This is a genomic window from Mobiluncus mulieris ATCC 35243, from assembly GCF_000160615.1.
Lineage (GTDB): Bacteria > Actinomycetota > Actinomycetes > Actinomycetales > Actinomycetaceae > Mobiluncus > Mobiluncus mulieris.
In genome coordinates, this window is the sequence record NZ_GG668519.1 from 435,687 (window position 1) to 461,280 (window position 25,594).

At 55.6% G+C, this 25,594-nt stretch carries 21 protein-coding genes; 11 read left to right on the forward strand and 10 right to left on the reverse strand.

Annotation, left to right across the window (positions count from 1 at the left end; all coding sequences use genetic code 11):
- Window positions 1-413: 413 nt before the first annotated feature.
- The 5 genes from HMPREF0577_RS06955 to HMPREF0577_RS06975 form a co-directional block, all read right to left on the reverse strand.
- The gene (locus HMPREF0577_RS06955; protein WP_004013085.1) at window positions 414-3,158 is read right to left on the reverse strand and encodes a cell wall-binding repeat-containing protein; all 2,745 of its coding nucleotides are present in this window, start codon (window positions 3,156-3,158) and stop codon (window positions 414-416) included.
- A 319-nt stretch (window positions 3,159-3,477) separates the two neighbouring features.
- Window positions 3,478-3,972 (reverse strand): 30S ribosomal protein S9, encoded by a 495-nt coding sequence (gene rpsI / locus HMPREF0577_RS06960; protein WP_004013087.1) that lies wholly within the window; start codon window positions 3,970-3,972, stop codon window positions 3,478-3,480.
- Window positions 3,973-3,997: 25 nt separating this feature from the next.
- The gene (gene rplM, locus HMPREF0577_RS06965) at window positions 3,998-4,441 is read right to left on the reverse strand and encodes a 50S ribosomal protein L13 (RefSeq protein WP_004013088.1); all 444 of its coding nucleotides are present in this window, start codon (window positions 4,439-4,441) and stop codon (window positions 3,998-4,000) included.
- A gap of 213 nt (window positions 4,442-4,654) precedes the next feature.
- Window positions 4,655-5,635 carry a class II aldolase/adducin family protein gene (locus HMPREF0577_RS06970; protein WP_004013090.1) on the reverse strand — a complete coding sequence of 327 codons (981 nt, stop codon included), beginning with the start codon at window positions 5,633-5,635 and terminating at the stop codon, window positions 4,655-4,657.
- Complete coding sequence (locus HMPREF0577_RS06975; RefSeq protein ID WP_004014691.1) at window positions 5,632-7,089, reverse strand: aspartate aminotransferase family protein; 1,458 nt, start codon at window positions 7,087-7,089, stop codon at window positions 5,632-5,634. The genes HMPREF0577_RS06970 and HMPREF0577_RS06975 overlap by 4 nt, the downstream gene beginning before the upstream one ends.
- A gap of 70 nt (window positions 7,090-7,159) precedes the next feature.
- Between HMPREF0577_RS06975 and HMPREF0577_RS06980 the strand changes: the two genes are divergently transcribed.
- From HMPREF0577_RS06980 to HMPREF0577_RS12070, 9 genes are all read left to right on the forward strand, one after another.
- Entirely contained in the window at window positions 7,160-8,788 is a 1,629-nt protein-coding gene (locus tag HMPREF0577_RS06980; RefSeq protein WP_004013092.1) for a xylulokinase, read from the forward strand.
- Entirely contained in the window at window positions 8,772-9,221 is a 450-nt protein-coding gene (locus HMPREF0577_RS06985; protein ID WP_004013093.1) for a GtrA family protein, read from the forward strand. The genes HMPREF0577_RS06980 and HMPREF0577_RS06985 overlap by 17 nt, the downstream gene beginning before the upstream one ends.
- A 108-nt stretch (window positions 9,222-9,329) precedes the next feature.
- Window positions 9,330-9,839, forward strand: coding sequence for a class Ib ribonucleoside-diphosphate reductase assembly flavoprotein NrdI (nrdI, locus tag HMPREF0577_RS06990; protein ID WP_004013094.1), 510 nt, complete (start codon window positions 9,330-9,332; stop codon window positions 9,837-9,839).
- 24 nt (window positions 9,840-9,863) lie between these two features.
- Entirely contained in the window at window positions 9,864-10,865 is a 1,002-nt protein-coding gene (gene nrdF, locus HMPREF0577_RS06995; protein WP_004013095.1) for a class 1b ribonucleoside-diphosphate reductase subunit beta, read from the forward strand.
- Window positions 10,866-11,298: 433 nt separating this feature from the next.
- Complete coding sequence (locus HMPREF0577_RS07005) at window positions 11,299-12,702, forward strand: sodium-dependent transporter (protein WP_004013096.1); 1,404 nt, start codon at window positions 11,299-11,301, stop codon at window positions 12,700-12,702.
- Window positions 12,703-13,030: 328 nt separating this feature from the next.
- Entirely contained in the window at window positions 13,031-15,043 is a 2,013-nt protein-coding gene (locus HMPREF0577_RS07010) for a cell wall-binding repeat-containing protein (RefSeq protein ID WP_004013097.1), read from the forward strand.
- A 189-nt stretch (window positions 15,044-15,232) separates the two neighbouring features.
- The gene (locus HMPREF0577_RS07015) at window positions 15,233-15,877 is read left to right on the forward strand and encodes an MptD family putative ECF transporter S component (RefSeq protein WP_112664840.1); all 645 of its coding nucleotides are present in this window, start codon (window positions 15,233-15,235) and stop codon (window positions 15,875-15,877) included.
- 42 nt (window positions 15,878-15,919) lie between these two features.
- Window positions 15,920-16,819: an energy-coupling factor transporter transmembrane component T gene (locus tag HMPREF0577_RS07020; RefSeq protein ID WP_248613748.1), complete on the forward strand. Its 900-nt coding sequence runs from the start codon at window positions 15,920-15,922 to the stop codon at window positions 16,817-16,819.
- Between the two features lie 4 nt (window positions 16,820-16,823).
- The gene (locus HMPREF0577_RS12070) at window positions 16,824-19,052 is read left to right on the forward strand and encodes an ABC transporter ATP-binding protein (RefSeq protein ID WP_004013100.1); all 2,229 of its coding nucleotides are present in this window, start codon (window positions 16,824-16,826) and stop codon (window positions 19,050-19,052) included.
- 56 nt (window positions 19,053-19,108) lie between these two features.
- On the opposite strand, the gene HMPREF0577_RS11895 is transcribed toward HMPREF0577_RS12070, so the two are convergent.
- Window positions 19,109-19,936, reverse strand: a complete 828-nt coding sequence (locus HMPREF0577_RS11895; protein ID WP_004013101.1) for a macro domain-containing protein — start codon at window positions 19,934-19,936, stop codon at window positions 19,109-19,111.
- Window positions 19,937-20,197: 261 nt separating this feature from the next.
- On the opposite strand from HMPREF0577_RS11895, the gene HMPREF0577_RS07035 reads away from it, so the two are divergent.
- Window positions 20,198-20,881 carry an endonuclease III domain-containing protein gene (locus tag HMPREF0577_RS07035; RefSeq protein WP_004013102.1) on the forward strand — a complete coding sequence of 228 codons (684 nt, stop codon included), beginning with the start codon at window positions 20,198-20,200 and terminating at the stop codon, window positions 20,879-20,881.
- Between the two features lie 140 nt (window positions 20,882-21,021).
- Here the strand turns inward: HMPREF0577_RS07035 and HMPREF0577_RS07040 are convergent, their stop codons facing one another.
- A complete protein-coding gene (locus HMPREF0577_RS07040) occupies window positions 21,022-21,561 on the reverse strand; it encodes a YetF domain-containing protein (protein WP_004013103.1) in 540 nt (179 codons plus the stop codon).
- A gap of 147 nt (window positions 21,562-21,708) precedes the next feature.
- Between HMPREF0577_RS07040 and HMPREF0577_RS07045 the strand changes: the two genes are divergently transcribed.
- Window positions 21,709-22,443: a sulfite exporter TauE/SafE family protein gene (locus tag HMPREF0577_RS07045; RefSeq protein WP_004013105.1), complete on the forward strand. Its 735-nt coding sequence runs from the start codon at window positions 21,709-21,711 to the stop codon at window positions 22,441-22,443.
- 106 nt (window positions 22,444-22,549) lie between these two features.
- Here HMPREF0577_RS07045 and HMPREF0577_RS07050 read toward each other — a convergent pair whose 3' ends face one another.
- Genes HMPREF0577_RS07050 through HMPREF0577_RS07060 form a run of 3 tightly spaced genes read right to left on the reverse strand, consistent with a single transcriptional unit; the run spans window position 22,550 to window position 25,515 of the window.
- Complete coding sequence (locus HMPREF0577_RS07050; RefSeq protein ID WP_004013107.1) at window positions 22,550-23,344, reverse strand: ABC transporter ATP-binding protein; 795 nt, start codon at window positions 23,342-23,344, stop codon at window positions 22,550-22,552.
- The gene (locus tag HMPREF0577_RS07055; RefSeq protein WP_004013108.1) at window positions 23,341-24,366 is read right to left on the reverse strand and encodes a FecCD family ABC transporter permease; all 1,026 of its coding nucleotides are present in this window, start codon (window positions 24,364-24,366) and stop codon (window positions 23,341-23,343) included. Before HMPREF0577_RS07055 ends, HMPREF0577_RS07050 begins: the two co-directional genes overlap by 4 nt.
- 18 nt (window positions 24,367-24,384) lie before the next feature.
- Complete coding sequence (locus HMPREF0577_RS07060; protein ID WP_004013109.1) at window positions 24,385-25,515, reverse strand: ABC transporter substrate-binding protein; 1,131 nt, start codon at window positions 25,513-25,515, stop codon at window positions 24,385-24,387.
- Window positions 25,516-25,594: the final 79 nt, after the last annotated feature.

Sequence of the window (25,594 nt, forward strand, 5' to 3'; positions counted from 1 at the left end):
CGATGAAATTCGTCAGCTACATCCATATCGGGTGAAACATTCCTTATAGGATGGTCGATTCTTCCCTCAAGATGGAGTTTTACAATATGAAACTTTTTCCTCATCGAATCAAAATTTTACACCGCAGTTTATTCGGCTCACAACTTTCATGAAAACCCCATGGTTTTTGCGTACCCGGAGCGAATCCCTCGCCGTACGTATACCATTCTGTGCTCTTCGAGTTCCTACAAGTGTATCTTGCAACTGCCGCCCTGCCGCGGCCACCACCAGGCCAAACGGCTACTTTCTTTGAGGAAACAATAGATGAATAGCCAAACCAGCCTTTCTTGATTCTTAAAGGCGAACCACCGCCCTGCAAAGCGGGAAAAAGTTGACCCCGGGGGTTGCCCCCGGGGTCAACCAGCAACCAGGACTTACCTGGTAAACATGGGGATGTTATTGGGTAGCGCCTGGGTTCCACCCACCAAATGGGCATTCTTGGTGCCAGCCGGCAGGTTGACCCGCTTGCCATCGGACAGAATCAGGCGGGCATTAGTCGAAGCCGAGAGTGCCCCCGCCACCAAGGCATCAGCGGCGGCGTTGCTCGCATTGGAAACCACTACTTTTCCGGTGGCGGGAGTGAGTTCGGCAATCTTATAGGCTGTCTCGTAGCGATCAGAACCGACTACTTTGTTCACGCCGTGACCGGCCGCCGCGCAAGCCGCGCCGCCGGCGCAAATCGTCGTTTCCGCACTCGCATCAGCCGTCACGGCGCTGCCGGGTTTCACCAAGTCGACTACCCCCCCCGTCAGCGATGCTGCCGAGGCGCAGGCCAGAGCATCAGGGAAGTTAGATCCGGTTGCGTTACAAGATACCTTTGCTTTCGCGCTGCCTTTCAGTCCAAGCGCACTGCGGGTGGCAGCCTTTACCATTTTGGCGGTTTCATAGCGGTCAGATCCGGCTAGGCGCGTGACCTGGAAACCAGCCGCCTTCAGCGCGGCCTCTTTAGCGGCCGATATCGCCCCGTAGCCACCCACAATCTGGATTGTCTTGGTACCCTGTGCCTGCAACTGTTTCACGATGGCCGGCTCCAAGGTGTCATTGGTGGTCAACACCACCCCCGCTTTCATCGCCCCCGCTAGGGCACCCCCCACCAGGGCATCGGGGAAACTAGAACCTGTGGCCAAAACCACGGTGTCGTGGTTCTTAACTTGGGACAGGGCTTGCAAGGATGTATCTACCCGGTTGGCACCCGCCGCGCGCGTCACCGCTTCTTTGGCCAGTTTCACCGGGGTCTTAAACATCTTGTCAAACTTAGTTTCGGTGGGTTTCTTGGCGGCCGGTTTTTTAGTATCCGGCTTCTTAGCGGCGGGCTTCTCTTTTTCCTTGCCCTTATCAGCAGAGGCGGAAGAACTGGGCGAAGCGGAGGGCGGGAAATAGCTTCCAGAATAGCCGCCGCCGGAACCACCGGACGCACTCGGGCTGGGCTGCGGTGTTGGCGGCACAGAAGGCACCGGGGGTGCCGGGGGTGACACTGGCTTCGGTTCGCACTTCGCCGTCAGGGTAAAGTTTTTGTTCACCATCGCAGGTAAATCGATTTTTCCTATCGAATCGTTTTCGTTTTCGTCAACTGTCCATTCTTTGAAAACATCAGTAGCCTTACAGTAGGAGTCCAGCTTTTCCCCCACCTTAATCGTTTTTGCGCCTTTGGTGGCGATACCCGTGGCATCACCCCCAGCGACGATATCCTCCACTCCAATAACCTTGTCTGCATCAGCATGGTCGGCAGCCTTTTTATAGGTTACCGTGTAGCCGTAGATGGCCGTGAGAGTGATATTGCCGTTCACTGCGGAGGTAAAATCATATTTCTTGGTGCCGGTGGTACCATCCTCTGTCCAGAACAGGAACTTCGAACCTGGTTTGCTGGCGGGGGGGGTGGGATCGGCAGGCTTCGAAAATGCTGTACCGGATTCGACCTGGGATTCATACTGAGACCCAGCCCCCAAGGTGCCGCCATTAGCATCCAAGGTAACTTTGACCCAAACAATAGGCTTGCAGACCGCAACATAGCTCAAGTCTTTAGTTACCTTGGCCTCCGGCTTCGTCAACTCAGTCTTGGTTTTCGCAGCCGTATCTGTCTCACCAAACTGTTTCCACCCGGCAATCCGCTTATTATTACCGCTCGAATTATCTGTACAAGCGGTATTGGCGTACTGCGGCAATTCCCCGGCGGTCAGCGGTGTATTATGCCTTACAGTCGCTGTCTTGAAAGCGTTCGCCCCAGTCGCGTTGGTCGTACCTTCTTTATAGAACTTCACTGTGTGTGGAGGAATGCATGATGACTTGTATACAACCGACTTGGTTGGTTTATAAGCGTCGGCCTTTAACGCTTCAGAGCTAATAAGTCCACCCTTACCATTTACTTGCCATCCTTCGAAAACCTCTGTATTTCTCTCGCATTGTCCAGTAGCGGGAACCTGGGTAATGTTCTTACCATTTGGAACATATTCTTCTGCAAATCTACTACTGTGCACTCCCCTGGCAAATTCTATATGCCAATATTTGAAAAAGCTTTGAAAATAGGCGTCATTTTGTTCTGTTCCCTCATTACCTGAATTAGCAGCTTCCGCTTTCGCTTTATCATCAAACTTACGCAACTTGGATTCCCATGTTCCTTGCCGCTTCTGTGCATCCTCAGCACCCGCCCCTGGGGTGTATTTCCACTCCAGCCTATAGGCAGATTTATCTAGTACCAGCGTATCGCCCTCAGCCGGGTTCTGTAATGTGATGATGTAAGTACAAGTCGTATCCTCAGTAGGATTTTCACTCTTATTCTCAGTAAATCCGAGCTTGTCAGTGAACACATAAGCATCCCCGCTTTGGCTTTTAGCGGGTTTACCTTCAACAGCAAGAGTAGGGCAATTAGTTTGATTGTCTTTCGGCGTAACTTCTATCTCTGTGCCAGCTTTATTTTTCAGCTCTTCTGTTAGAGCCGCATTAGTTGCCGGCTTGTTTTCCAGTTTCACGTCAATAGTTTTTTTATCTCCAGGTATCGATTCCGCGAAAGCCGCATTGACGACGACGGGACTCAATCCTACCAATACCGCTCCACACATCGCCGCTACCCCGAAGCGTTTAGCGCAGTTTCTGCGCTGCAAAACGCCATACTGGTATTTCATCGTTATTTTCTCCTGTTCTCTAGTGAATGACAGGCACCGGTGAAAACACCATGCCGTCAAATATTCTCACATGCCTAACTCTCTTGATACCATCAAAAAGTACTGTGATTATTAGGGAAATCCCCAAAATACGTACTAGAAAACTCCAGTGTCTCCGCTTCCAGTCCTTGCGGACACCGTTGTGACGCGCTGACCTAAAGCTCCGTGCCCAATTCGCATAAAAAAACGAACCCGGGGGCAACCCCCGGGCTCGGTTCTAAACTTGGTGAACACCAGACAAAAATCCTTTTCGGTGCCCAACCAGCGTCGCCGGATGCGACTAACGCTTTGAATACTGCGGAGCCTTGCGAGCCTTTTTCAGACCGGCCTTCTTGCGTTCCACCTCGCGCGCATCACGAGTCAAGAACCCGGCCTTCTTCAAAGCCGGACGGTTAGCATCGCGGTCAATCTCGTTTAGTGCCCGCGAAATCCCCAGACGCAGGGCACCGGCCTGACCGGAAATCCCGCCGCCATCGATTCTGGCCAAAACATCGAAACGACCCCGCAAATCCAGCAACACGAAAGGAGCCATCACCAGTTGCTGATGCAGTTTATTCGGGAAATAATCCTCTAGGGTGTGGCCATTGATGGTCCAATTGCCTTCACCCGGTACCAGGCGAACCCGAGCCACGGCGCTCTTACGCCGCCCCAGACCCATGCCTTTATCGATTCGAGAATTCCCGCGTCCCGGTTCATCCTTCGGGGTGGGAGTCTCGGTGGTGTATTCGCTGGGGGCATCCTCCAGCTCTTCAATTTCTTCGGTGGTCTTCGCCACAACTCTCCTCAGGTCGAAAACCGCGTTACTGCGCGATTTGAGTTAGTTCGAAAACTTCGGGATTCTGACCGGCATGCGGATGCTCCGCCCCAGCATAAACCTTCAGTTTCCTCAATTGATTCCGTCCGAGAGTCGTGTGGGGCATCATCCCACGCACTGCCCTCTCGATAACTTTCTCGGGCTGCTGCTCACGCAGCTTCCCATAAGAAGTAGCCTTCAACCCACCGGGAAAACCCGAGTGGTGATAAGCCATCTTTTCGTCCCATTTATTGCCGGTCAGCACAACTTTCTCTGCGTTGATGACCACGACATAGTCCCCGCCATCAAAGTTAGGAGCGAAAGTCGGCTTGTGTTTTCCACGCAAAAGAGTGGCAATCTGTGAGGCCAAACGCCCCAAAACAACGCCATCAGCGTCAATCAGATGCCACTTCGCGCTCACATCACCGGGCTTAGGTGAATACGTACGCACGTTTCTAGCCTTCAATTCTAATAGTCCTACCGGAACACTTTTGTGCCCGGAAAAGTTCGCGTGCCCGCAGGGGCGGCAGCGGTATGAGTGGGAAAAGCCACCAGCCCGCAGGCATACAACTGTTATATCCTATCGGTTTGCCTCCGCTGGGTCAAAAACTAGGGTTCGCTTGCATGAGGCGCCATCCTAAATTCCCCGCGCTGACACCCAAAACTATCCCCCGTCTTTCAACTTGGAGTACTTCCACCGGTAAACCGCGCGCATAATTGTGGAATCTAGCCGGGGTAAAGGGCTGGCACCTAATGAAGCCGCCACCTTTGCCGCCAACGCGTTCTTGCGGGAAACCTCGCGCGCCGCCTCGGCCTCCGCCAAGTCAGCCCCCAGGAAATACGCGGCTTTACGCCCGAAAATCAGATTCGTCCCGAAAGTTTTCCCGGCACGCAGCCCAATCAGCTGGGCATAATCATCCAGATACGCCGGCAGCCCAGTTTCCCTAAATTCCAAAAGCAGCGGGGAATCATCCCCGATTACGGCTCCCGCGTCCTCGCGCCTCATGAAAATGTGGACAACCTGGGGCGGCAAACCAAAACCGTCACGTACGAAACGCCGCACCGAACCGCACGTCTCTGCCCCGGTCAAATCCGTGACCACCTCGGCACAAAATACTTCCAGGGACTGTGCTAAATCCACCAATTCTTCGGGATCTTCACCGAAAAGCACCGCTCCATGCGCGCGCATCAAAATCGCACGCGAACCCGTATGCCACATGGCATCCGCCACGGCCTGGTGCAGTTTCTTGGTGGAAGGCAAGCCGTATTCCGCCACCGGCAACACCGACGACCCCACGCGCGCCGCCAAATCCGACGGTAAGTCCAAGTCCCCGCCTAGACTCAGCGCCGAGGCATAGGGCTGGTGGGTGTGAATAATGAACTTGGCGTCGCCGCGTTCGCGATAAATCGTGGTGTGCAGGCCGCGCTCGCCCGAAGGCTTCAGGTCGCCTATCCAGTCGCCGTCAAAGGTTACTTCCACCAGGTCATGAGGCGCCATTTCATTGTAATCGCGCCCCGAAGGGGTAATCAGATAACTTTCGGGCGACAGTCGGCGCGACAGATTCCCCCAGGTGCGAGCCACCAGCCGCGCGGACAAGAGTTCCTGGGCGGTGGCAATCAGCGGGTCGGTTTCCGTTTCAGTCATTTCTTTACCACTTTCTGGAGGACTCGCTCGAAGCGAGTCAGGGCTTCGTCAATAAGTTCGGGAGTGTAAGCGGCCGAGGTGTACAACCGCGACCCAGCCAAGGTAATCAGGCCTTCGGCGGTGTAGGCCGCGCCCATATATTCCATTTCCTTCTTGCGAATCGAGGTCTCTTTGAGGATACCGGGAATCGTCCAGGGTTTAGACCAGTTAATTGAAAAGTGCATGGTTCCAACGGTTTCCAGGTGACACACCGAGCCTTCGTTCCACGCCACGAAAGGCAAGTCGTATTTTTGCACCAAAGCCTTTAGCCCGTCAGTCAAACGGTTGCCCATCTTGCCGGCGTATTCACACGCCCCCGTTTCAATGATGCGTTTGATGGTGTGATATCCGGCCACGCAGCTGATTGGGGTGGCGGCCATGGTGCCGCCAATCAAGGCTTTGTGCACTTTGTCCCCGTTTTGGATGCCGGCGGCGAGGTACTTCAGGTATTCTTTTTTGCCGCCCAATCCCCCGGCTCCGGGGTAGCCCCCGGCGATGACCTTGCCAAAAACCGTCAAATCCGTGTCAATACCGAACAGGCCGGAAGCCCCGCGATCGCTGATCCGGAAGGCGGTGACAACTTCATCGAAAATCAGCAATGCCCCGTAACGGCGACACAGCTTTTCCACCCCCTTAAGGAAGGCCTGGTCTATTGGCCAGGTGCCCGATTCCGGGCCAATCGGCTCAATCATGACCGCTGCCGTACCGCCGTGGAGTTTTTTAAGGCGCAGTTTGCGCTCCAAGTCAGCCAGGTCGCCGGGTCTAAATTCGTCGACGTAACGGAACATCGTCCAGGGCACGCCGTGTGCCTGGGTAAATTTCGATCCCGGCACGCGAATCCCGTAGGCCAACTGGTCTGACCAGCCGTGATACGCCCCACCCATCTTGAGGATGTGCTTTTTCTTGGTGGCCAGGCGTGCCACCCGAATCGCAGCCATGCAGGCTTCGGTGCCTGAACCCAACATGCGGAATTGGTCGACAGTGGGGATGCGCGAAGCAATCAGGTCAGCCAGCTTGTATTCGTATTCGTGGAATAGCCCGGTTGACGGCCCGCAGTCCTGAAGCAATTTGATGACTTCCTCGCGTACTTCGGGCGGATTTGAGCCCAGCACGGTAGGACCGCCAGCCTGGAGGAAATCGAAGTACACATTGCCGTCAATATCGGTCAGTTCATGGCCGGCCGCCTTGGTGATTACCAGCGGGAAAGGATGGTTGAAAGCTAAGTTATGCTGTACTCCCCCCGGGATGCGTTCCTTGGCCTGCTCTATCAGGGTTTTGGAACCCTGGCAGCGTTTTTCAAAGTAATTTTCCTCGTAGTCGCGCAATGCCTCGGGACTAATAGAGTAGATTGGTAGCTGGATGAGTTCATCCAGCTGCTTGTTGATAACGCGGGTGCTGGGGTAGTTGATACGCATTAGATTAGCCTCCTCACTGAGTTCAATCAGCTGAGTTATATTGTATAACTCTTGAACGAAAGAAGGAACCATGTTGGTGTTGTCTTATGATGTGGGAACCTCTGGGGTCAAGACCTGTCTGTATCAGTCAGGCGAAAGCTTGTCGCTGGTAGCCAGCGCGCTGGATACCTATGACCTGACAATCTTTCCTGACGGGGGCGCAGAGCAAGACCCCGAGGAATGGTGGCGCGCCATAGTTACCACCACCCAGGCACTGCGCGAGACACACCCCCAAGAGCTTGCCCAGGTGGCGGGGATTAGTTTTTGCTCCCAGATGCAAGGATTAGTGTTGGTTGACGCGACCGGTCAACACTTGCGCCCGGCCATGAGCTACCTGGATCAGCGGGCTACAAAACAAAAACACGATGGCTTGGAAACCGGGTTCAAGATTTCGGGGATGAACGCAAAAAAGCTTTTATCCTCTCTTTACCGCACTTCGGCGGTTTCGGCCTCGGTGAAAGACCCCATGTGGAAATACCTGTGGGTCAAAGAAAATGAACCGGAAGTCATGGCACGCACCCGCTGGTGGCTCGATGTCAAGGAATACCTGATAGGCCGGATGACGCGACGTTTCATCATGTCCCTGGATTCAGCCTTCGCGACCCTGTTGCTAGACGTGCGTGCCCCGCAACCCGCCTGGGCGGCGCGACTCGCCCGCAGTTTCGGGGTAAATCCCGCGCATCTGCCCCCGATTGTGCCTTCTACCGAGGCGGTAGGAACCTTGCGCCCCGAGATTGCCGCCGAACTGGGGGTACCCGACACCGCCGTGGTTTACGCCGGAGGCGGGGATGCCTCGCTGATTGGAGTGGGGGCGGGAGCCTGCACGGTCGGGGCGACGCACGCCTACTGGGGCACATCTGGCTGGGTTTCCACCGTGACCGATCGGCGCGTGGTGGACACGGGAGCGATGATAGCCACGGTTGACGGAGCTGACTGCGGCAAATACAACTATTTCGCAGAGCTGGAAACCGCCGGTAAATGTTTCGAGTGGGTACGCAAGCATCTGGCCGAGGATGAAATCAATGTCTATCTGTCCCACCATGACCAAACCGAGGACACCGAGCACCAATATCGTTCACTCTATGACTATCTCTCCAAGGTTATTTCCTGCGCCAAGCCAGGGGCTGACGGGGTAATTTTCACGCCCTGGCTGCACGGCAACCGTTGCCCCTTCGAGGATGCCAATGCGCGCGCCATGTTTTTTAACATATCCCTGGAAACCGGGAAAACCGAGTTGCTGCGCGCGGTCATCGAGGGGGTGTGCTTCCAGTTGCGCTGGTTTTTGGAAACCCAAGAACGTAAAGTGAATACTTCTAAAACGCTGCGTTTCGTGGGCGGCGGGGCGCTGTCCCCCGTGACCTGCCAGATTCTGGCTGATATCCTGGGGCGACAGGTGGAAACCGTCGCATCGCCCCAGAATGTGGGCTCGGTGGGGGCAGCCTTGGTCGCCTTGGTGGGGGCGGGTGAAATCCGGGATTTGACCGAGGCTACCTCGCGACTCGTGAAGCCGAACGCGACGTACCGTCCCAACCCCGCCACCCGCGCGGTTTACGACCGACAGTACGCCGTGTTTAAGACGCTGTATCGGAATAATCGCCAGGCTTTTACTCGGTTAAACGCTGCCAAACCAGGAGGGGCAACTCGTGAAACGACTAAATGACACCCAAATCCAGGCTCTAAAGTTCACTTTGTTGTCGCTATCGGCGGGGCTGGTGGAAGCCGGGTCTTTCGCGCTGATGGAGCTCTTGTTCCCGTTTTGGCCGTACTGGGCGCAACACGGGGTGTCTTTGACGCTGTCGGTGATTTGGAATTTTACTTTGAATCGGCGCTATACCTTTAAGTCGGCCGGCAATATTCCGCGCGCGATGCTGCTGGTGGCGGCGTTTTACGCGGTGTTCATCCCGGTGACGATGTGGGGCGGCGAGTTGGCGGCGCGTGGTTTTGTGGTGGCCGGGCTGGGCAAGGGCGGGGCGGACACGATTGTCAAGATTGCGACGATGTTGCTGAACTTTGTCTTGGAGTTCGTGTGGTGGAAATTCGTGGTGTTTCGCGGCACCGAGAACACCAATGATTTGGCGCGGCGCCGGGATTGAGCATCGCGGTGGCGGTGGTGGCGTGGAGTTTTGTCGGGTTCACGAGGTGCCAGCCGCGATGGCGGGCAAAACCACCGCGACCTGCATATTTGATACAGTTATATAAGTATGCTTAGATATAAAACAAACAGAAGAAACAGTGACCCCGTAGGGAAGGAATCTAAAGCTATGGCCAAAGGCGCACCAATTGAGTACTATGACCTGCCCGAAAGTGAGTGCCCTGACGTAGTGTATTTCTCGTCAGTTTCACAAAACACCCACAGGTTCGTACAAAAGTTGGAGCGCCCCGCCTTGCGTCTCCCGCTGCATCCTCGAGAGGAAGGCATGCCGCGGGTGTGTCGGCCATACATCCTGATTGTTCCCACCTATGGCGGTGGACACCAGGCGGCGGCCGTGCCGAAACAGGTGATTCATTTCCTCAATGACCCCCAGAATCGATCCTTGATTCGGGGCGTGATTGTCTCGGGGAACACTAACTTTGGCGAACACTACTGCATTGCCGGTCCGATTATCGCCCAGAAGTGTAACGTGCCGATTCTCTATCGTTTCGAGCTCTTGGGGACTCCCCGCGACGTCCAGACGGTTCGTGATTTGCTCGACGATTTCTGGCAAAAGTAGCTCGCCGTAGAGAAAGGAAAATGTATGTCATACACTGATATCTCAGTTACTCCCCCGCAGTGGCGCCACAACCATTCCGCACGCTTGCGCCCCATCAACTGGAACAACATTACCGACGAAAAAGACCGCGAAATCTGGAACCGCTTGACCAGTAATTTCTGGCTGCCGGAAAAGGTGCCGCTGTCTAATGATTTGCCTTCGTGGAACCAGCTTAGTGACATGGAACGTAACGTGACAATGCGGGTGTTTACCGGTTTGACCATGTTGGATACGGTACAGGCCACCGTCGGCGAAATTTCCCAGATTCAAGACGGCATTACCGAACATGAACAGGCTATTTATGCCAATATCGCGTTTATGCAAGCGGTGCATGCCCGTTCCTATTCCTCGATTTTTTCTACGCTGTCGAACACCCCCGAGATTGACGCGGCCTATACTTGGGCGGTAAACAACGATTTGTTGCAAGAACGCGCAAAGATGGTTTTGCAACATTACTATGGCGAGGATTCCTTGAAACGCAAGGTGGCTTCTACCCTGTTGTCGTCGCTGTTGCTGTATGCGGGTTTCTATTTGCCACTGTATTTCTCGGCGCGCGGAATTTTAATGAATACCGCCGATATGATTCGTTTGATTTTGCGGGACAAGGCGGTTCACGGGTATTACTCGGGATACAAATACCAGCGGGGCTTGGATTTGCATCCCGAGCGGGCGGCCGAAATGGAGGACTTTACTTTTCAGTTGCTCGATGACCTCTACGAGCTGGAGTTGAAGTATTCCGGCGAGATTTATGAACCCACGGGTTTGATGGATGATGTGGCGGTATTCGTGCGTTACAACGCGAATAAGGCCATGATGAATCTGGGTTACCCCACGCGTTTTGCCCCGGAGGAAACCGAGGTAAAGGCCGATATTCTGGCGGCTTTGGCTCCCGGCTCGGAGGAAACCCACGATTTCTTTTCGGGTTCAGGTTCGTCCTACGTTATCGGCAGCGCCGAGTCCACCAGCGACGAAGATTGGGATTTCTAAGATTCAGGGTTTTTACTGGCACCGTGCACTGAGATACCAGTCGACGCTGGTTGAATCTTGCCGCTATAACGCGTCTGTATATTCTGTATCTCCGCCCCGGCGGGGTTGCAAAGGCTCATTCCGAACACGATGGAGACAGCCAACCGGGTGAACCAGACTGCACGGATACGCTGGCTCCCACCCGGGGCACGGCCGAAATACCGGGTGGCGAGGGTTTCTGAAACACCGGGTGGCGAGGGTTTCTGAAACACCGGGTGGCGAGGGTTTCTGAAACACCGGGTGGCGAGGGTTTCTGAAACACCGGGTGGGTTCATGAGTGGCCACTCATGAACCCACCCTTTCTGCCCCCGAAACCCCGAAAACTAACCCCCACAAAAGGCCGCTAGAATGAAACGGCAACATTTAAAACAACAGTGGGGCAAAACACCCTGAAATGGAGGAATATCCCGTGGTTGACGTCAGTGTAGTTCCCGAACAGCGCGCTTCTTGGTCTGGAAAGCTCGCTTTTGTTTTGGCGGCGGCCGGGTCCGCTGTCGGTTTGGGAACTATCTGGCGCTTCCCGTATTTGGCAGCGCACTACGGCGGGGGCACTTTCATTATCGTGTTCCTAGGGCTGATGCTGACCTTGGGGGTGACGCTGCTGGTCTTAGAGGCCGCTTTGGGGCGATACACCCAAAGTTCGGTTATCAAGGCTTTCGCGTCTTTCGGGCGGCGCTGGCGTCCCGCCGGGGTGTTCATCGCGATTATTCCTTTTGTCATTTCGGCTTACTACTGCGTGGTGGGGGGTTGGGTGACCCACTATATGTTTGCCTATGGGGCGGGGCAAAGCGCCCAGCTGGCGGATGGGGGCGCGAGTTTCAGCGCGTTCATCGCGGACTCCCCCCAGTCGGTGGCTTTCATGTTGGTGTTCGCCGCGATTACCTTTATCACTGTGGCGCTTGGGGTGAACGGCGGGGTGGAGCGGGCCAACCTGATTATGATGCCGGCTTTGATTGTGATTTCTTTCCTGATTGCGATTTACACTTTGGCTCAGCCCGGCGCGCTGGCGGGACTCCAGTATTTCTTTGTGCCTGACTGGTCGAAGTTTTCCGCCGAACTGTTGATTGCCGCCCTGGGACAGACCTTTTTTGGGCTGTCGGTGGCCACTGCGGTGATGGTGACCTACGGGTCGTATATGAAGAAAGACGTGTCGGTTACCTCGTCTTCCTTGCAAACCACGCTGACTACCTTGGGGATTAGCCTGTTGGCGGGGTTGATGATTATTCCCGCGACTTTCGTGGCTTTGGGCTCGGCCGATGCGGTTGCTAAGAATTCCGGGCCGTCGCTGATGTTCCTGGTTCTGCCTCAGGTGTTCGTGAAACTCGGTGTGGCCGGGTCGGTGTTGGGTTTCGTGTTCTTCTTGCTGGTGGTGTTTGCGGCCTTAACGTCAATGATTTCTCTGGTGGAATCCGATGTGACAATTCTGCAAGACACTCTGGGGTGGACGCGGCGTAAATCGTTGTTGATTGTGATTATTTTCATTACCTTGGCGGGTTCGGTGGTTACTTTAGGCTACAGTTCCTTGTCTTTTATCCAGCCGCTGGGCAAAGGCACGACTTTGCTGGATTTCTTGGATTTCTTGACCTCCTCGGTAATGATGCCACTGGCGGCCTTGGTGACGTGTCTGTTGGTGGGCTGGGTGTGGCGCCCTGACGTGTTGGTCGACGAGGTACGCGAGTCCTCTCGTTTTCGTCTGCGCCGCGCCTGGGTGGTTATGTTGCAGTACGTTACCCCGGTGTTGATTGTGTTGGTGCTGGTCACCAGTTTGTTGAAAGCTTTCGGTGTGATTTCCTTTTAGGTTTCGGGTTCACGAGGTGCCATCCCGGATTCCGACATATGGACAGTCGGCGGCTGGTTGGAATCCTCTAAATCGCACCAAACCCGGGGTTAGGATAAACGAACTAAATTTTTTTAGTAAGGCATTTTAAACCCACTCTGAACTGGAGTTTTACCTTGATTTCGCCGCGCTATACCCCGTTACTGGCTCCTGGGTTAATGCGCGAAAGGGGTCTCATCAGGTATCTTTCATAACATGTCTGACAACTCCCGTCGGGCATGTATCGCGTCGGGACAACGCAAACTCGGCCGCTTAGCACTTGCAACTACGACCTAAGGAAACACGAACAATGCTCAAACTCAAGACTAAACTGGGGCTTGGAATTGCGACTTTCAGCTTGCTGTCCAGTATCGGGATTACTCCCGCTATTGCTACCACCTCCACTACCGTCCCCGTCGATGCCACCCCGAGTGCGCGCCTGGCGGGCACTAATCGAGTCGACACCGCTTTAAAGGTTGCGACTCATGCCTTCAAAGGGCAAAAACCACGCGTTATGTACCTCGCTAGCTCTGATGACCGGCACCTCGTGGACGCGACCACTGCCGGAAAGCTGGCTGACGGACCGGTGCTTTACGCACCCAACAGCCCCGATGCCGCCGCGAGGCTCGCTGCCGCCATCGCCAGTAATCCCATCTTCAGTGGGGTGGAACAGGTCACCGCTATCGGTGGAACCGCCAGTGTTCATGAGGCGACACTCGACACGGTAGCGAAAGCGGTTAAGGCGAGCCAGACGGGTCGACTGGCGGGTGCCGACCGCTATGCGACCGCCGAGGCTATTGCCACGCATATCTTGGCACAAGCGAAGGCGGGTAATCCCGCTTATAAGAATCTTTTGGACAAGAACGGGCGGTTGCGCGCGGTGTACCTGGCCAATGGCAGTGACGCGCACCTGGTGGATTCCATGGTGGCTGGAACCCTGGGGGACGGCCCGACCTTATTGACCCGCCCGGATGGCACCCTGAGCGAGGTGGCTCGCCAGTTGCTGGCGCAGGCGAAACCCGTGCAGGTAACCGGGTTGGGTGGGGCTCGGGCTTTGCCGGAGGCCACGTTACAGGCGGCTGCTGCGGTTGGGAGCGCGAATGCCTCCCGTTTGGGTGGGGCGAATCGCTTCGCCACCGCCGCCTCGATTGCCAAGCATTACACCCAGATTCACGGCGCTGCCGGCGAAGTGTATGTGGCGGGTGGTGCGGCCACTGCCGATGCGATTATTGCCGGCCAGTTGAAACACGGCCCGATTCTGTTGGTTAAGCCCGGTGGGGAAACCCCGACCGAGACCGCGAGCGTGTTACGGGATTTCGCGAAGAATTCCGGCAAAAACCTCATGGTTTATGGCATCGGTGGCCAGGCGAGCCTTCCCGAAGCACAGCTGCGTCAAGCCACCCAACCGGACGGCGCGAACGGGGACGGGAAGGCGGAGGAAAAGCCGAAAGCTGGTGCTTCCGGGTCAAGCGGCGGTTCCGGCAGCTCTGGCAGCTCCGGTAGTTCCGACGGTGGGTTTGGCGGCGGTTCCAGCAGCTCCGGCAGCTCCGGCGGTTCCAGCAGCTCCGGTAGTTCCAGCAGCTCCGGTAGCTCCGGCGGTTCCAGCAGCTCCGGGGCAAATTCCGGCGCTCGCTCCCAGCCCTCGCCACAGATTCAACCCAAGTTCGATAATGGCAAAAACACGCTAAATTCCACAAAAAACGAGACAACCACGGTGAGGTTTGAAGGGGCAGGCAGTGAGGCTGTCAAATGTGACGACCTGAAAAACCTCAGTCAAGGGAGCGCCGACTCTACTTCCCTTACTCTCCCGCAGATTGAGCCAGCAGCGTCCACAGTCACTATCAAAACCACTCCTGCAACCTCTGTGGGACGGTACACTATGTGGTGCTCTGTCGGTGGACAAAGCCGGGAAGTCAAATTCATCGTACAGAAACAACATTCTGCACCGAGCACACTGACTGCGTCTGGTTCAACCCCGGTAACTATCAGCCTATCTAGTTCAGCAAGCAGTGGCGGCGATTACCTCGAGCATAAAGTGGCCATGTTTAGCAAGAACGACGGCGGGTGGAACAATCTCAAAAAAGAGCTGGGCAACAAGAATCCAGAAGTAGCAAACTACGAAGTTGAAATCTCGGGCTTAGGCAGTTTTGACGCATCCGGTATTACCGGTTCCGTAGACATAGATTCAAGTTCCATTGTCGTAAAGGTGCCAAAAAACACCGGTACCAATAAATTATTTACGGTTCGCCTCCGCGCCAAGGAAAGCGACCGCTATCTGCCCAGTGAATGGACCAATGCCATAACGGTTACCATCACCAAATAGTCGGAACGGATTACAACGGATTACGCTGGCCTCGGGGTTACCTCCCCGAGGCCAGCTTTCCCGCTTCTCCAAAAATCCCTGTATCTCCACCCCAAGAAGCTAATGCCGCATTTCAACCGAAATCCGGATAAAATCTAAGGGTAAGCTTAACCAAACTAGAAGCTCTCAAAAACACGCAAGGAAGTGACAGTGGTGCCTGTGAACAAGGATTCCCAAAATGTAGTGGACAAGAACGTGCCAACTGGCCGAAGCCGGTTTGACTTGCAGCCGCGCTACCTGGTTAACGCCGGAGTTTTCACGGTGATATACATCCTGGTTTGCTGGGCGGTGATGGTGTTTTCCCTGCTCGGCCCGGCCTTCTCACTGCTTGGTATCGTGGTGTCTTTGCTCATAGGCGGGGTAGTAGTCATGCTCTATCTGGTGCGCACCCCCACTATCGGAGCCATGACTATTATGGGGCTGATTACCGGGCTCCTGATTGGCCTGGCTCACGCCTGGCCCGCGATACCGATTTGTCTGGTGGCGGGGTTGGTGGCGGATATTATTGCCGCCTCGGGGGATTTCCGTTCCCGCGGGCGCAATATCCTGGCCTACGCGGTGTTTTCCCTGTGGTACATCAGCCCTTATGTTAAGATATTCTACGATCCTGAAGCATACTTCGCTCATATGCGCGCCGGGAAACGTTCTGCGCAGTTCGTGGATCAATTCCAAGCAATTTTCACGCCCACAAATCTGATTTTCATGGAAGTCGGAATTTTCGTGGTCGCTCTGCTAGGGGGCTGGCTCGGCACCCGCATGCTCTCCAAGCATTTCGCCAAGGCTGGCCTGGCATAACGGCTAGCACCTCATGAACCCGACTCCAGGAACCACCCCGCAGTGACCCCACGTTCCCACCCCGACACGCAGCCAGCCGCGCCAGCTGATGCTGCCACCACCCCTAACCCAGTCACCCCCCCAACAGCCTCGCGCTCCGCCCTCGGTTCCGCCAACGCCGGTCGCGAAAACCTGTGTGCTATCACACCTGCGATGCTTACTTTTGGGACAACCACCGACCGGCTACGCCTTGACCCGCGCACGAAGCTGTTGGCGGCGCTAACCATAAACATCCTGGTGCTAGGGCGCGTCGCCCCGGCGGATTTACTGGCGTGTTTCGGATTCACCGCGATTTTGCTGGCGACCACGGTTCGCTGGCGGTTAATACTCGGCTGGGCCAGCGGTTTCGTCTTCCTGCTGGGAGGTGCCTGGCTGGCCACCTATGCCGAAACCAGCGCGAGCGGCGTGTCCGCCGCCAACACCGCCGCCAACTCCGCCTTGGATATCCTCGTATTCGCGGGTCTGTGGATGTCCAGGTTTGTCGTGGCAGGCGGGATTTTTTGGTATCTGATTGCCTCGACATCCTCTGGGCAACTCACAGCCGCCCTGACCCGGATGCAGCTGCCCCGCGCGGTGATTGTGCCGGTGACGGTTATGCTGCGTTATGTGCCAAGCGCCTTGGCGGATTTGCGCGCGATTTTCGACACGATGCGTTTGCGCGGGGTGGCACCCACGTGGGGTCGGGTTTTGGCGCATCCGGGACACACGGTGGAGTTTATTTTGGTGCCGCTGTTGGCTTCTTCTACCCGGATTGCCGACGATTTGACGGCCTCCGGGCTGGTGCGGGGCTTGGGGAAACGCGGGCGGCGCACTTGCGTGTGGCCGATTGGTTTCGGCGGGGCGGACTTGGTGGTCGTGTTGGTTTTGGTGGCCTTAGTGGCCAGTCGTTTCGTGGGGCGGTGAATTCATGAGTTGCCAGCCGGAAAACACCCGTTCCCCAAAAACCACACGCGACGCAGAAATTTCGGGGAAAAAACCCGCTGCCAAAATCCCCGTCGACTCGCCAACCCTAAACTCTGCAAACGCGGTCTCCGGTGGCGAGGCAAGGCAGCAACCAGGTGGCGGGACACTAACACCGGAAATCTTGGTACGGGGACTGAACTTTGCTTACGCCACGGCCAGCAACGGCGACGTGTTTGAAACCACAGCTCAACGCCGCGCCCGCCGCGCCGGTAAAGTCCCGGAAGCCTCCACGATTCCGGCTTTGGTTGATATTAGCCTGGAATGCCCTCCAGGATCGCTGACCCTGCTGTGCGGGGCTTCGGGTTGCGGGAAATCCACGCTTTTACGGGCTTTAAACGGGCTGGTGCCGTTTTTTCACCGCGGGACTTTGCGCGGGGAAGTCACGGTGGGAGGCCTAAGTGTGCCAGACGCTCCCCTGGCTTTGCTGGGTGATACCTCGGCCACGGTGTTTCAAAATCCGCGCACGCAATTTTTTACCGCCGATGTGACCTCGGAACTGGCTTTTCGCGGGGAAAACGCGGGGGAACCACCCGCCCAGATTTGGCAAGACATCCTGGGAGCCTGCAAGCAGCTGGACACCGCGAAATTCCTGGGGCGAGCGCTCGGAGCGCTATCCGGTGGAGAACTGCAAAAAATCGCTTGCACGGCGGCTCTGGCCAGTGGGAAACGGATACTATTCTTCGATGAACCTACTTCTAACTTGTCCCCGGGTTCTATCAGCGAGTTCGCAAAAATCCTAGCGAATCTCAAATCTCAGGGTTACACCATGGTAGTAGCCGAACACCGCTTGTACTTCTTGAACGGACTTGCCGACCGGGTAGTGGTTTTGGATCATGGCAAAATAGCAGCCGACTATGACGGTCAGGAATTTTTCGCTCTGAGCGAACGCGCTCGCCAAAATTTGGGTCTGCGAACTTTAACGGAACCTGGAGCCGACTCATCCTCGGTTCAACTTGTCCCAGATTTCCTACCGCCAGCCCCGGCAATGAAAACCGTCCCCCACGTCCACGAACCCAAACTATCCGACAACGACACTAGCCCCAAAACCGACACCAACCCCGACACGAACCACGACAACGCCACTAATCCCAACACCAACCCAGCCACCGCGCCAGCCGAACTCGCCACCATCCTCCCCGGGTCACGCCTCAAGAATTCGGCTCCGACTGCGTACAAAGCACCCCCCGATAATCCAGACATCCAGGAACCGCTTCCTTCCCCCGATGTTAATGACCCTTCTTCTCGCGGGCTGCGCCTGGAAAACCTGCGATTCTCCTATGGCAACCACCAGATTTTAGACATCCCCGATTTCACCTTTCCCGCCGGGCGCATCAGTGTCCTGGTAGGACAAAACGGGGTGGGCAAAACCACACTCTCACGGGTGATTTGCGGTTTAGCGAAAGCCTCCGGCCAGATCAGCCTGAACGGAAAACCTCTGTCACGCCGGGAACGACAGCGCCTAGCCTACATTGTGATGCAAGACGTGCACCGCCAGCTCTTCGCCGATTCCGTCCTGGCCGAAGTCACTTTAGGCCAAAAACCCTACCGCCAAGCCCACCAAATGCCAACCAAGCCAACCGGGTCGAATCCTTTTCACCTAGAACACTGGCTTTTCCCCGCTGGGGGCACAAAAACCCGAAACGCTCCTAACGGGAACACCACACGCCTATCTGGAACCAAGGAGAACCCGCCCGTTTCCAAAACGGATGTTTGCCCCACCCAGGCTACCAACTCTCGACCGGAGGAAAATCCCGCGAACAATTCCGCCTCCGCGCCCCAAAAGCCCAAACCCGGGAGTAAAAACTCCCGCATGGCGCCCTCACCGGAACGAGTACGCGAAATCCTACACGACTTAGACTTATGGGATTTACGGGAGCGACACCCCCTGTCACTGTCCGGGGGACAAAAGCAACGCCTGGTGATTGCCAGCGCCCTGGCGTGGCGCAAACAGGTGTATATTTTCGACGAGCCGACCTCCGGGGTAGATTACCGCCACCTGCTTCAGATTGCCGGCCAACTGCGCACGTTAGCGGACACGGGGGCAGTAGTAATAGTCGTTACTCACGATTTTGAGCTGCTCGAACACGCAGCCGATACGGTAATCAGGCTGGCGCCTCATGAACCCGACACCAAGAGCGCCGCTGCCCCGCCCGATTTGAAAATAATCACGTGAAGTCGGGTAAAATCTGTGGCGAAATCCCCTTTCAGAATCTCGCCCTAAGCCTCGACTCAATCCGCAAGATTATTCACCAGAGGAACTTTATCAGTGTCGCTGGGTTTCAGTTCCAGATTTTCTGGTAGCCAGCTAGCGGCCGGTTCGCTGCGGGCGATCTCGTCTTGGAATATTTCCAGGGCTTCGGGGGAAAACAACACGAAAGTCACGCTTTCGATGGGGCTTTCCCCCAGGTTTTCGCTTTCCGCATTTCCGCGGATTGCCGCACCCTTGGCTTTTCCTTCACTCGGCGTGGTGTTTGCTGCGATTCTGTGAGATTCCTTTGCCAGCCAAGACGTTTCGTCGAGTTTTTCCGTCCGGCGCTTTTTTGCATAAAGCGTCGCCGTAATTCCAGCCGCGTCCCCGGATTGCCTGGACAGGCTCGCCGCCGCAGTCTTAGCCCGCCACGCGGCTGGCCACTCGTGCACCGCGCTCACCCCGATACGCGCCACCTCCGCCATATCCCAACCGTAGACTCCCCCAGAGATGGCGGGGAAAGCCACCGAATGCGCCCCCACCCGCGCCGCCTCGCGCAGCGAGTTCACGAAGGCCGCGCGCAACAATCCCGGGTCGGTTTGGCCCGCGTGCCGGTTGGGACCCACCGTGTGAATCACCCATTTGGCGGGCAGCTTGAAACCTTTGGTGGCCACGGCCTGTCCCACCGGCAGCCCGTCGGGATAGCGCGTGGCACGAATCACCCGGCAAGCTGCCAGCAGCTCTGTCCCGGCCGCACGGTGAATCGCTCCGTCCACTCCCCCGCCGCCCAGCAGCGTCGAGTTCGCAGCATTCACAATCGCATCCACGTGAACCCGGGTAATGTCCCCGCCAATCGCGTGCAGTTGCATCGCGTCCCTCCTTAACTTGTTTTAAGGATATAACCCGCAGCATCTAAATGGCCGGGAGTTTTAGTCGCCCAGACGCGCCTCGGGATTAGCAACAGACCAGAGTGCATTTTTGGTAACACGGTATGCTGTGCGCTAAATAATCCTGAACCGGTGCTCGGTGTCGCGCTAATTTTGCGGGGAAATCGCGGATTCACGAGGCGCTATTTAGATAGAATCGCTTTGCTATGGGTTTTATTTGCTGGCTTGATACCGGGGTGACGAATGACCGCAAGTAAAAGCGCCAAATCCCAGACGCCCCTGTCGTTTCGCGAATTATTCGAGCTGCTGGCCTCTCAAGTCGAGGCCGGTACCTGGTGGCCGGGCGAAACCCGCTTTGAGATAGCCTTGGGCGCGGTGTTGACCCAAAATACGGCTTGGACGAATGTGGAGCGCGCGCTTGGCAACCTGCGGGAGGCCGGGCTGCTCCACCCACAGGGGATTCTGGCGGTTGATGAGGCGCGCCTCGGGGAGCTAATCCACCCCTGCGGGTACTGGCGCACCAAGGCCGCCTATGTGAAAACCTTGACTGCCTGGTTCGCGGTTCATGACTCCCGCGCCCAGGGGCTGCCCACTGATGACCTGCGTGCGGAACTGCTCACCCTGCGCGGCATTGGCGCGGAAACCGCCGACGACCTGCTGTTATACGTGTATAACCGGCCGGTATTTATCTACGACCTCTATGCCCGGCGGCTGTTGGCTGTGGCCGGTTTCGGTGATTTCCAAACCTACGAGCGGGCGCGGACGGCACTGGATTCACGAGTCACCACCTGTGATTTCAGCGTCACCGAGCTGGCGACTTTTCACGGCCTAATCGTTGATGCCGGCAAGATTGCCCGCAGCCTGGGAGGCTGGAACCAGGCCTGGCCGCTGTTGCGGGCTGGTCAGTTCCCGGCTAGCACCTCATGAACCCGCAAACCGGAGAGCGTGGCAGAAATCCGGGAAAATTTGGGGGTGAGGCTACAGTATATTCACTGTCGACTACATTTATTCGTGAATTTCTGCCAGCCGAACCGCTTTACCCGCTGACGATGATAAAGCCGCAGGAGCTACAGCACCCCTTTGGGGTCGCGGATGTCTTGCGCCAGTTCACCCACCAGCACCGCTCCTTCCTTGATAACCGACAGATGCCCGGAGGGTTCCAACAGAATCACCCCCACCCCAGCTAGCGAAGCCAGGCCTTTTTCCCGCAAACTAGAGCGAATCTGGCCACGCGACAGGTGATAGCGTCGCAGCAATGCCTCGTCAAAGCAATCCCGCGCATAGATAATCACGGCCTGGCGCGGGCGGCGCTTCCATCCCAAAGCGAAACGCATCCCCATGATTGACTCCAACACCAAGACCACGGTGATAGCAATCGCCCACCCAAACAGGGTCGGGGAGTTCCCCAACATAGCACGGGCCGAAATCGAGCCCACCACCAAGGTAACCGCCAGCCCGGTCGCCGAATGATTAGCGTAAATCCGGCGACCCCACAACTGGATAATCGCGCTGATTACCAGGTAAATCACAACCGACGCAATCACCACACCCAAAGCCTGGGCGGGACTCAGCCCGATTTGATACCACAGTTGTTCCCAAAAACTCACGCCTTAATCCTAGCCCCGCCCGGTGATGATTCCAACGCAATCGCAATAAAAACCACTAGCATCAGGCTAAACCGGGGTTTTCCCCTCCCCCCACCTCCATTCAAGGCGTGAATCTGTGACTTCAACAAAGAGGATAATATTAGCTAAATGGAAATCGTTTTCGTGATTGCTATGACACTCTTGGGCGCCTGTGTCCAGGGCGTGGCCGGAATGGGCTTTGGCTTGACCACAGTACCGGTGTTTATCTGGTTTTTCGGCCCGATAGACGGGGTAGTCATGGGTAATATCTTGGGTTTAGTGAACTCCATAACCCTGGGGGTGATGCTGCGCCGGGATATTAACTGGCCGATTGTGGGTTTGTTCGTAGCGGCGCAAACCCCCGCCATTATTATCACGATTTTGCTGCTCAGCGTGCTGCCCTTGAAGTCCTTGGAGATTACGATTGGCCTGCTGATGTTGGTGATGGTGGCGGCGGCGGTGTTTTCTTTCAAGCTGCCGCGTGTTTACGGCAAGAAACCCGTGTTTTTCTTTGCCGCCTTGGCGGGGGCGCTATCTGCGGCCGTGGCTCAGTCGGGTCCGGCGGTCACGGCCTATGCGCAGACCTCGCGTTGGGGTCAAAAACAGTTCTCGGCTTCGATGCAACCGATTTTCGCCGCAATGAACCTGGTGGTGGTGCCCACCAAGTATTTGACTGGTATGGCGGGCGCATCGGGGGAGCTGTCGTGGAGCATTGTCGGAATCTTGGTTTTGGCGGTATTGGTGGGAAATTTCGTCTCCATCCCCCTGCGCCAAATCGTAAAGTCCACTTGGGCGCGTAATCTGGCGATTTTCTTGGGCGGGGTGGGTGCGGTGCGGGTTTTGTGGCACGCTTTCTCGCTCTAGTTCGCGCCAGCGTTGGCCGCTGGTTTTTCCCGTTCATGAGGTGCCAGTCCGGAATTCAGGCGTACGCTTAACACCCGGATTGGCACCTCATGAATCCGAAAGAACTTTACCGCTGTAGACTAACGGGGATTACGGTGGGAACTTCAGCTCCGGCGAAGCAGGTTCGGACTATCCTCACGTCAACGTCGAAAAGATCTGATAGGTGGGATTCGGTTAATATTTCCGCAGTGGAGCCGCTTAACGTACGATGCTGGGAATCCAGCAGCAGCACCTGATCCGCAATGCGTATCGCGTGTGCCGGATAATGCGTGTTCATCACCACTATCAGCCCGCTATCGGCCAAGTGGCGCAGCAGCTGTAAAACTACCAGTTGATTGCGAAAATCCAAGCCGGTTTCCGGTTCGTCCAAAACCAAGATTTTCGGTTCCACCACCAGGGCTCTGGCTATCAGAATCATCTGAAATTGCCCGCCAGACATGGTAGAACACAGCATGTCTGCCAAGTGTCCGGCTCCAATTTTTTTTAACGTCTCCCCGGCCATTTCCCGCTCTGCCGATCCTGGTTGGGAAAAGGATCCGAGACGTGCGGCGCGCCCAATTTGCACCATGTCCAAGCCGGTAAGGGACAAACTCATCGCGCTGCGAGCTTGAGGGACGTAGGCTATAGTTTGCCCAATCTGGCGTGGAGTCATATTGCCAAGATTGATTCCGTCAACCCGGGTATCACCACGAGTCCAGCGCTGCAAACCAATCATGGTGCGCATCAAAGTGGTTTTCCCCGCCCCATTGGGACCCAGAATCGCCAAGAGCTGTCCATATTCCAAGGCCAGATTCACATTGCTCAGGATGGGTCTAGCGGCACCGGGATAGCTGAATTCGCCGTTAATTACTTCCAGGCTCATTGCCAGTTTCCCCCGGTTTTACGCAGTAAAGTGATAAAGAATGGTGCCCCTATCAGGGCGGTCAACACCGAGATGGGAATCTCGGCTTCGGTGGCGCTGCGGGCTAAAGTATCAATAATAACCATCAGGGAACACCCTAAGAACAAAGAGGTGGGAATCAGCAGACGGTTGTTGTTGCCCACTAACATGCGGGCGCAATGCGGCACCAGCAAACCAATCCAGCCCACTTGCCCACACATAGAAACCACGGAAGCTGTGATTAACGTAGCGGCTACGATGATTACGCGGCGCAAAACTCGCACATTAATCCCGGAGGCTCTGGCTTCGTCTTCAGAAAGAGCCAATATGTTTAAACGCCAACGTAACAGATATATTGCTGCCACGCCCGCGATAATTAGCGGGGCACCCAAGGCAATTGCTTCAAAGCGAACTCCTGATAACGATCCCATCAACCAGTAAGTAATTTCGGGAAGTTTGCTGGTGGGGTCAGCCACCAGTTTCAGGATGGAAATAATCGCATTGGCTACCGCCGACATCACCACCCCAGCTAGAATCAACATCACTATCGACAGTCGCCCGCGCTGCCGGGCGATAGAGGTTGCTATCGTGACCGCGCCCAAACCAAAAATCAAGGCTAGCAGCTGGACTCCAATCATGTTCCATTCCAGCATTAATCCGATTACCGCCCCCACACAGGTTCCGGCCGCCACCCCCAGGGTATCGGGGGTAGCTAAGGGGTTGGAAAACAGGGATTGGAAGGCTGCCCCGGCTACCGCCAAACCACCGCCTATCAACAAAGCCAGTATTACGCGGGGCAAACGAGCATTCATCACTATGGAATCGATTTGCTGGTCGGGGGCAGGTTTCCCGGCGAATCGGGCTTCGAAAACTGAGATTAGCTGTGTCGGAGAAACAGAGTAGCGGCCGACTGCGATTGCGCTCAGGGCACACAGCACCACCAGGATGCTCAGCGCCACCACAAACCACAATCGCAGTCGACCATCTGCAACAATCTTAAACATTGCCTATATACGAAGTGTTTAGGCATCCGGGTCAAGGATTTTTTCGGCTTTCGCAGTATCCAAATCCCAGCCGTAGGTTGTCTTGTAGTGCTCTTGCACCATTTTAACTAAATCCACATCTTTGAACTGTTCGGGATAAAGCTTTTGTCCCATCCAGTTGGCTACCACCGGGGCATCCGGGTTGGGGGTAAACCAGTTCCACATCCCCAGTTGAGTGGTGTAAACCTGTTTGTTTTGCACTGCCCTTAGCCCGCTGAGGTCAAGTCCTTCAATCTGATTATTCAGTATCTCTTTAGCAGTCATATTTGACATGCCTTTACCTGTAACCAGAATTACATCAGGATTCCACGCCGCGATTTGCTCCGCATTAACCGGCATGAAGCCTTGTTCGGAGCCGGTCGTGACACTGTTGAAGTTCATGCGATTCGCCCAGCTGTCAGTAAACCAGCCAGGTCTCCCTCCGGCTACTATCAGCTTTCCTGGCGCCGCCTTCATTACCACCATCACAGACTTTTTCTGGCCGGCATTGATCTTGCTCACCCGCGCCTGCGCATCATCAATCAGTTTCTTTCCGGCTGCGATTTTGTCGTCCATCTTGCCGGGTTCCCCGTAAACGTCTTCGAGGAGCTTGAACCACTTCACGTAAGTTTCAGTGGGAGCGCCCATGGTGCTAAAGCCAACTCGAGGCAGTCCGACGGCATCAATAATTTCGCTGTTCTTCTTGTTAAAACAGTTATTAAAGACTACATCGGGTTTAATGGCAGCCAGGGATTCTCCGTTAGGAACCCCGGCATCATCAAAAGAGGTATCCACTTTAAGAGCTTCGGGAACTTTCTCGGCCAAAATGGTTCCATCCATCTGGTTCACGATGTGTTTGCTGGTTGCCACCAGCCCCGGGGCTTTCCCGTCGTGAAAAGCCACAAAAGTGGACATCAGTGGGATTTGTTCGAAAGCCACTTTTTCAATCTTGGCAGGAACCTGCGCTTTGTGGCCGCCGTGATCGGTAACCTCACGCGGCCCGCTTGCCTCTACAGTTTTTTCTGGTTTGCTACTGGCCTCGGGGCTGACCTCGGGTTTACCGGTACATCCGCTCAAGCTCAGGCTAACTGCGAGAATACCCACCACAAGGGCAACAGATTTGCGAAACATTTTTCTCCTTTTTAGTGTTGTGTAGTAGTGATATATATATATATATATATATATATATATATATATATATATACGTACG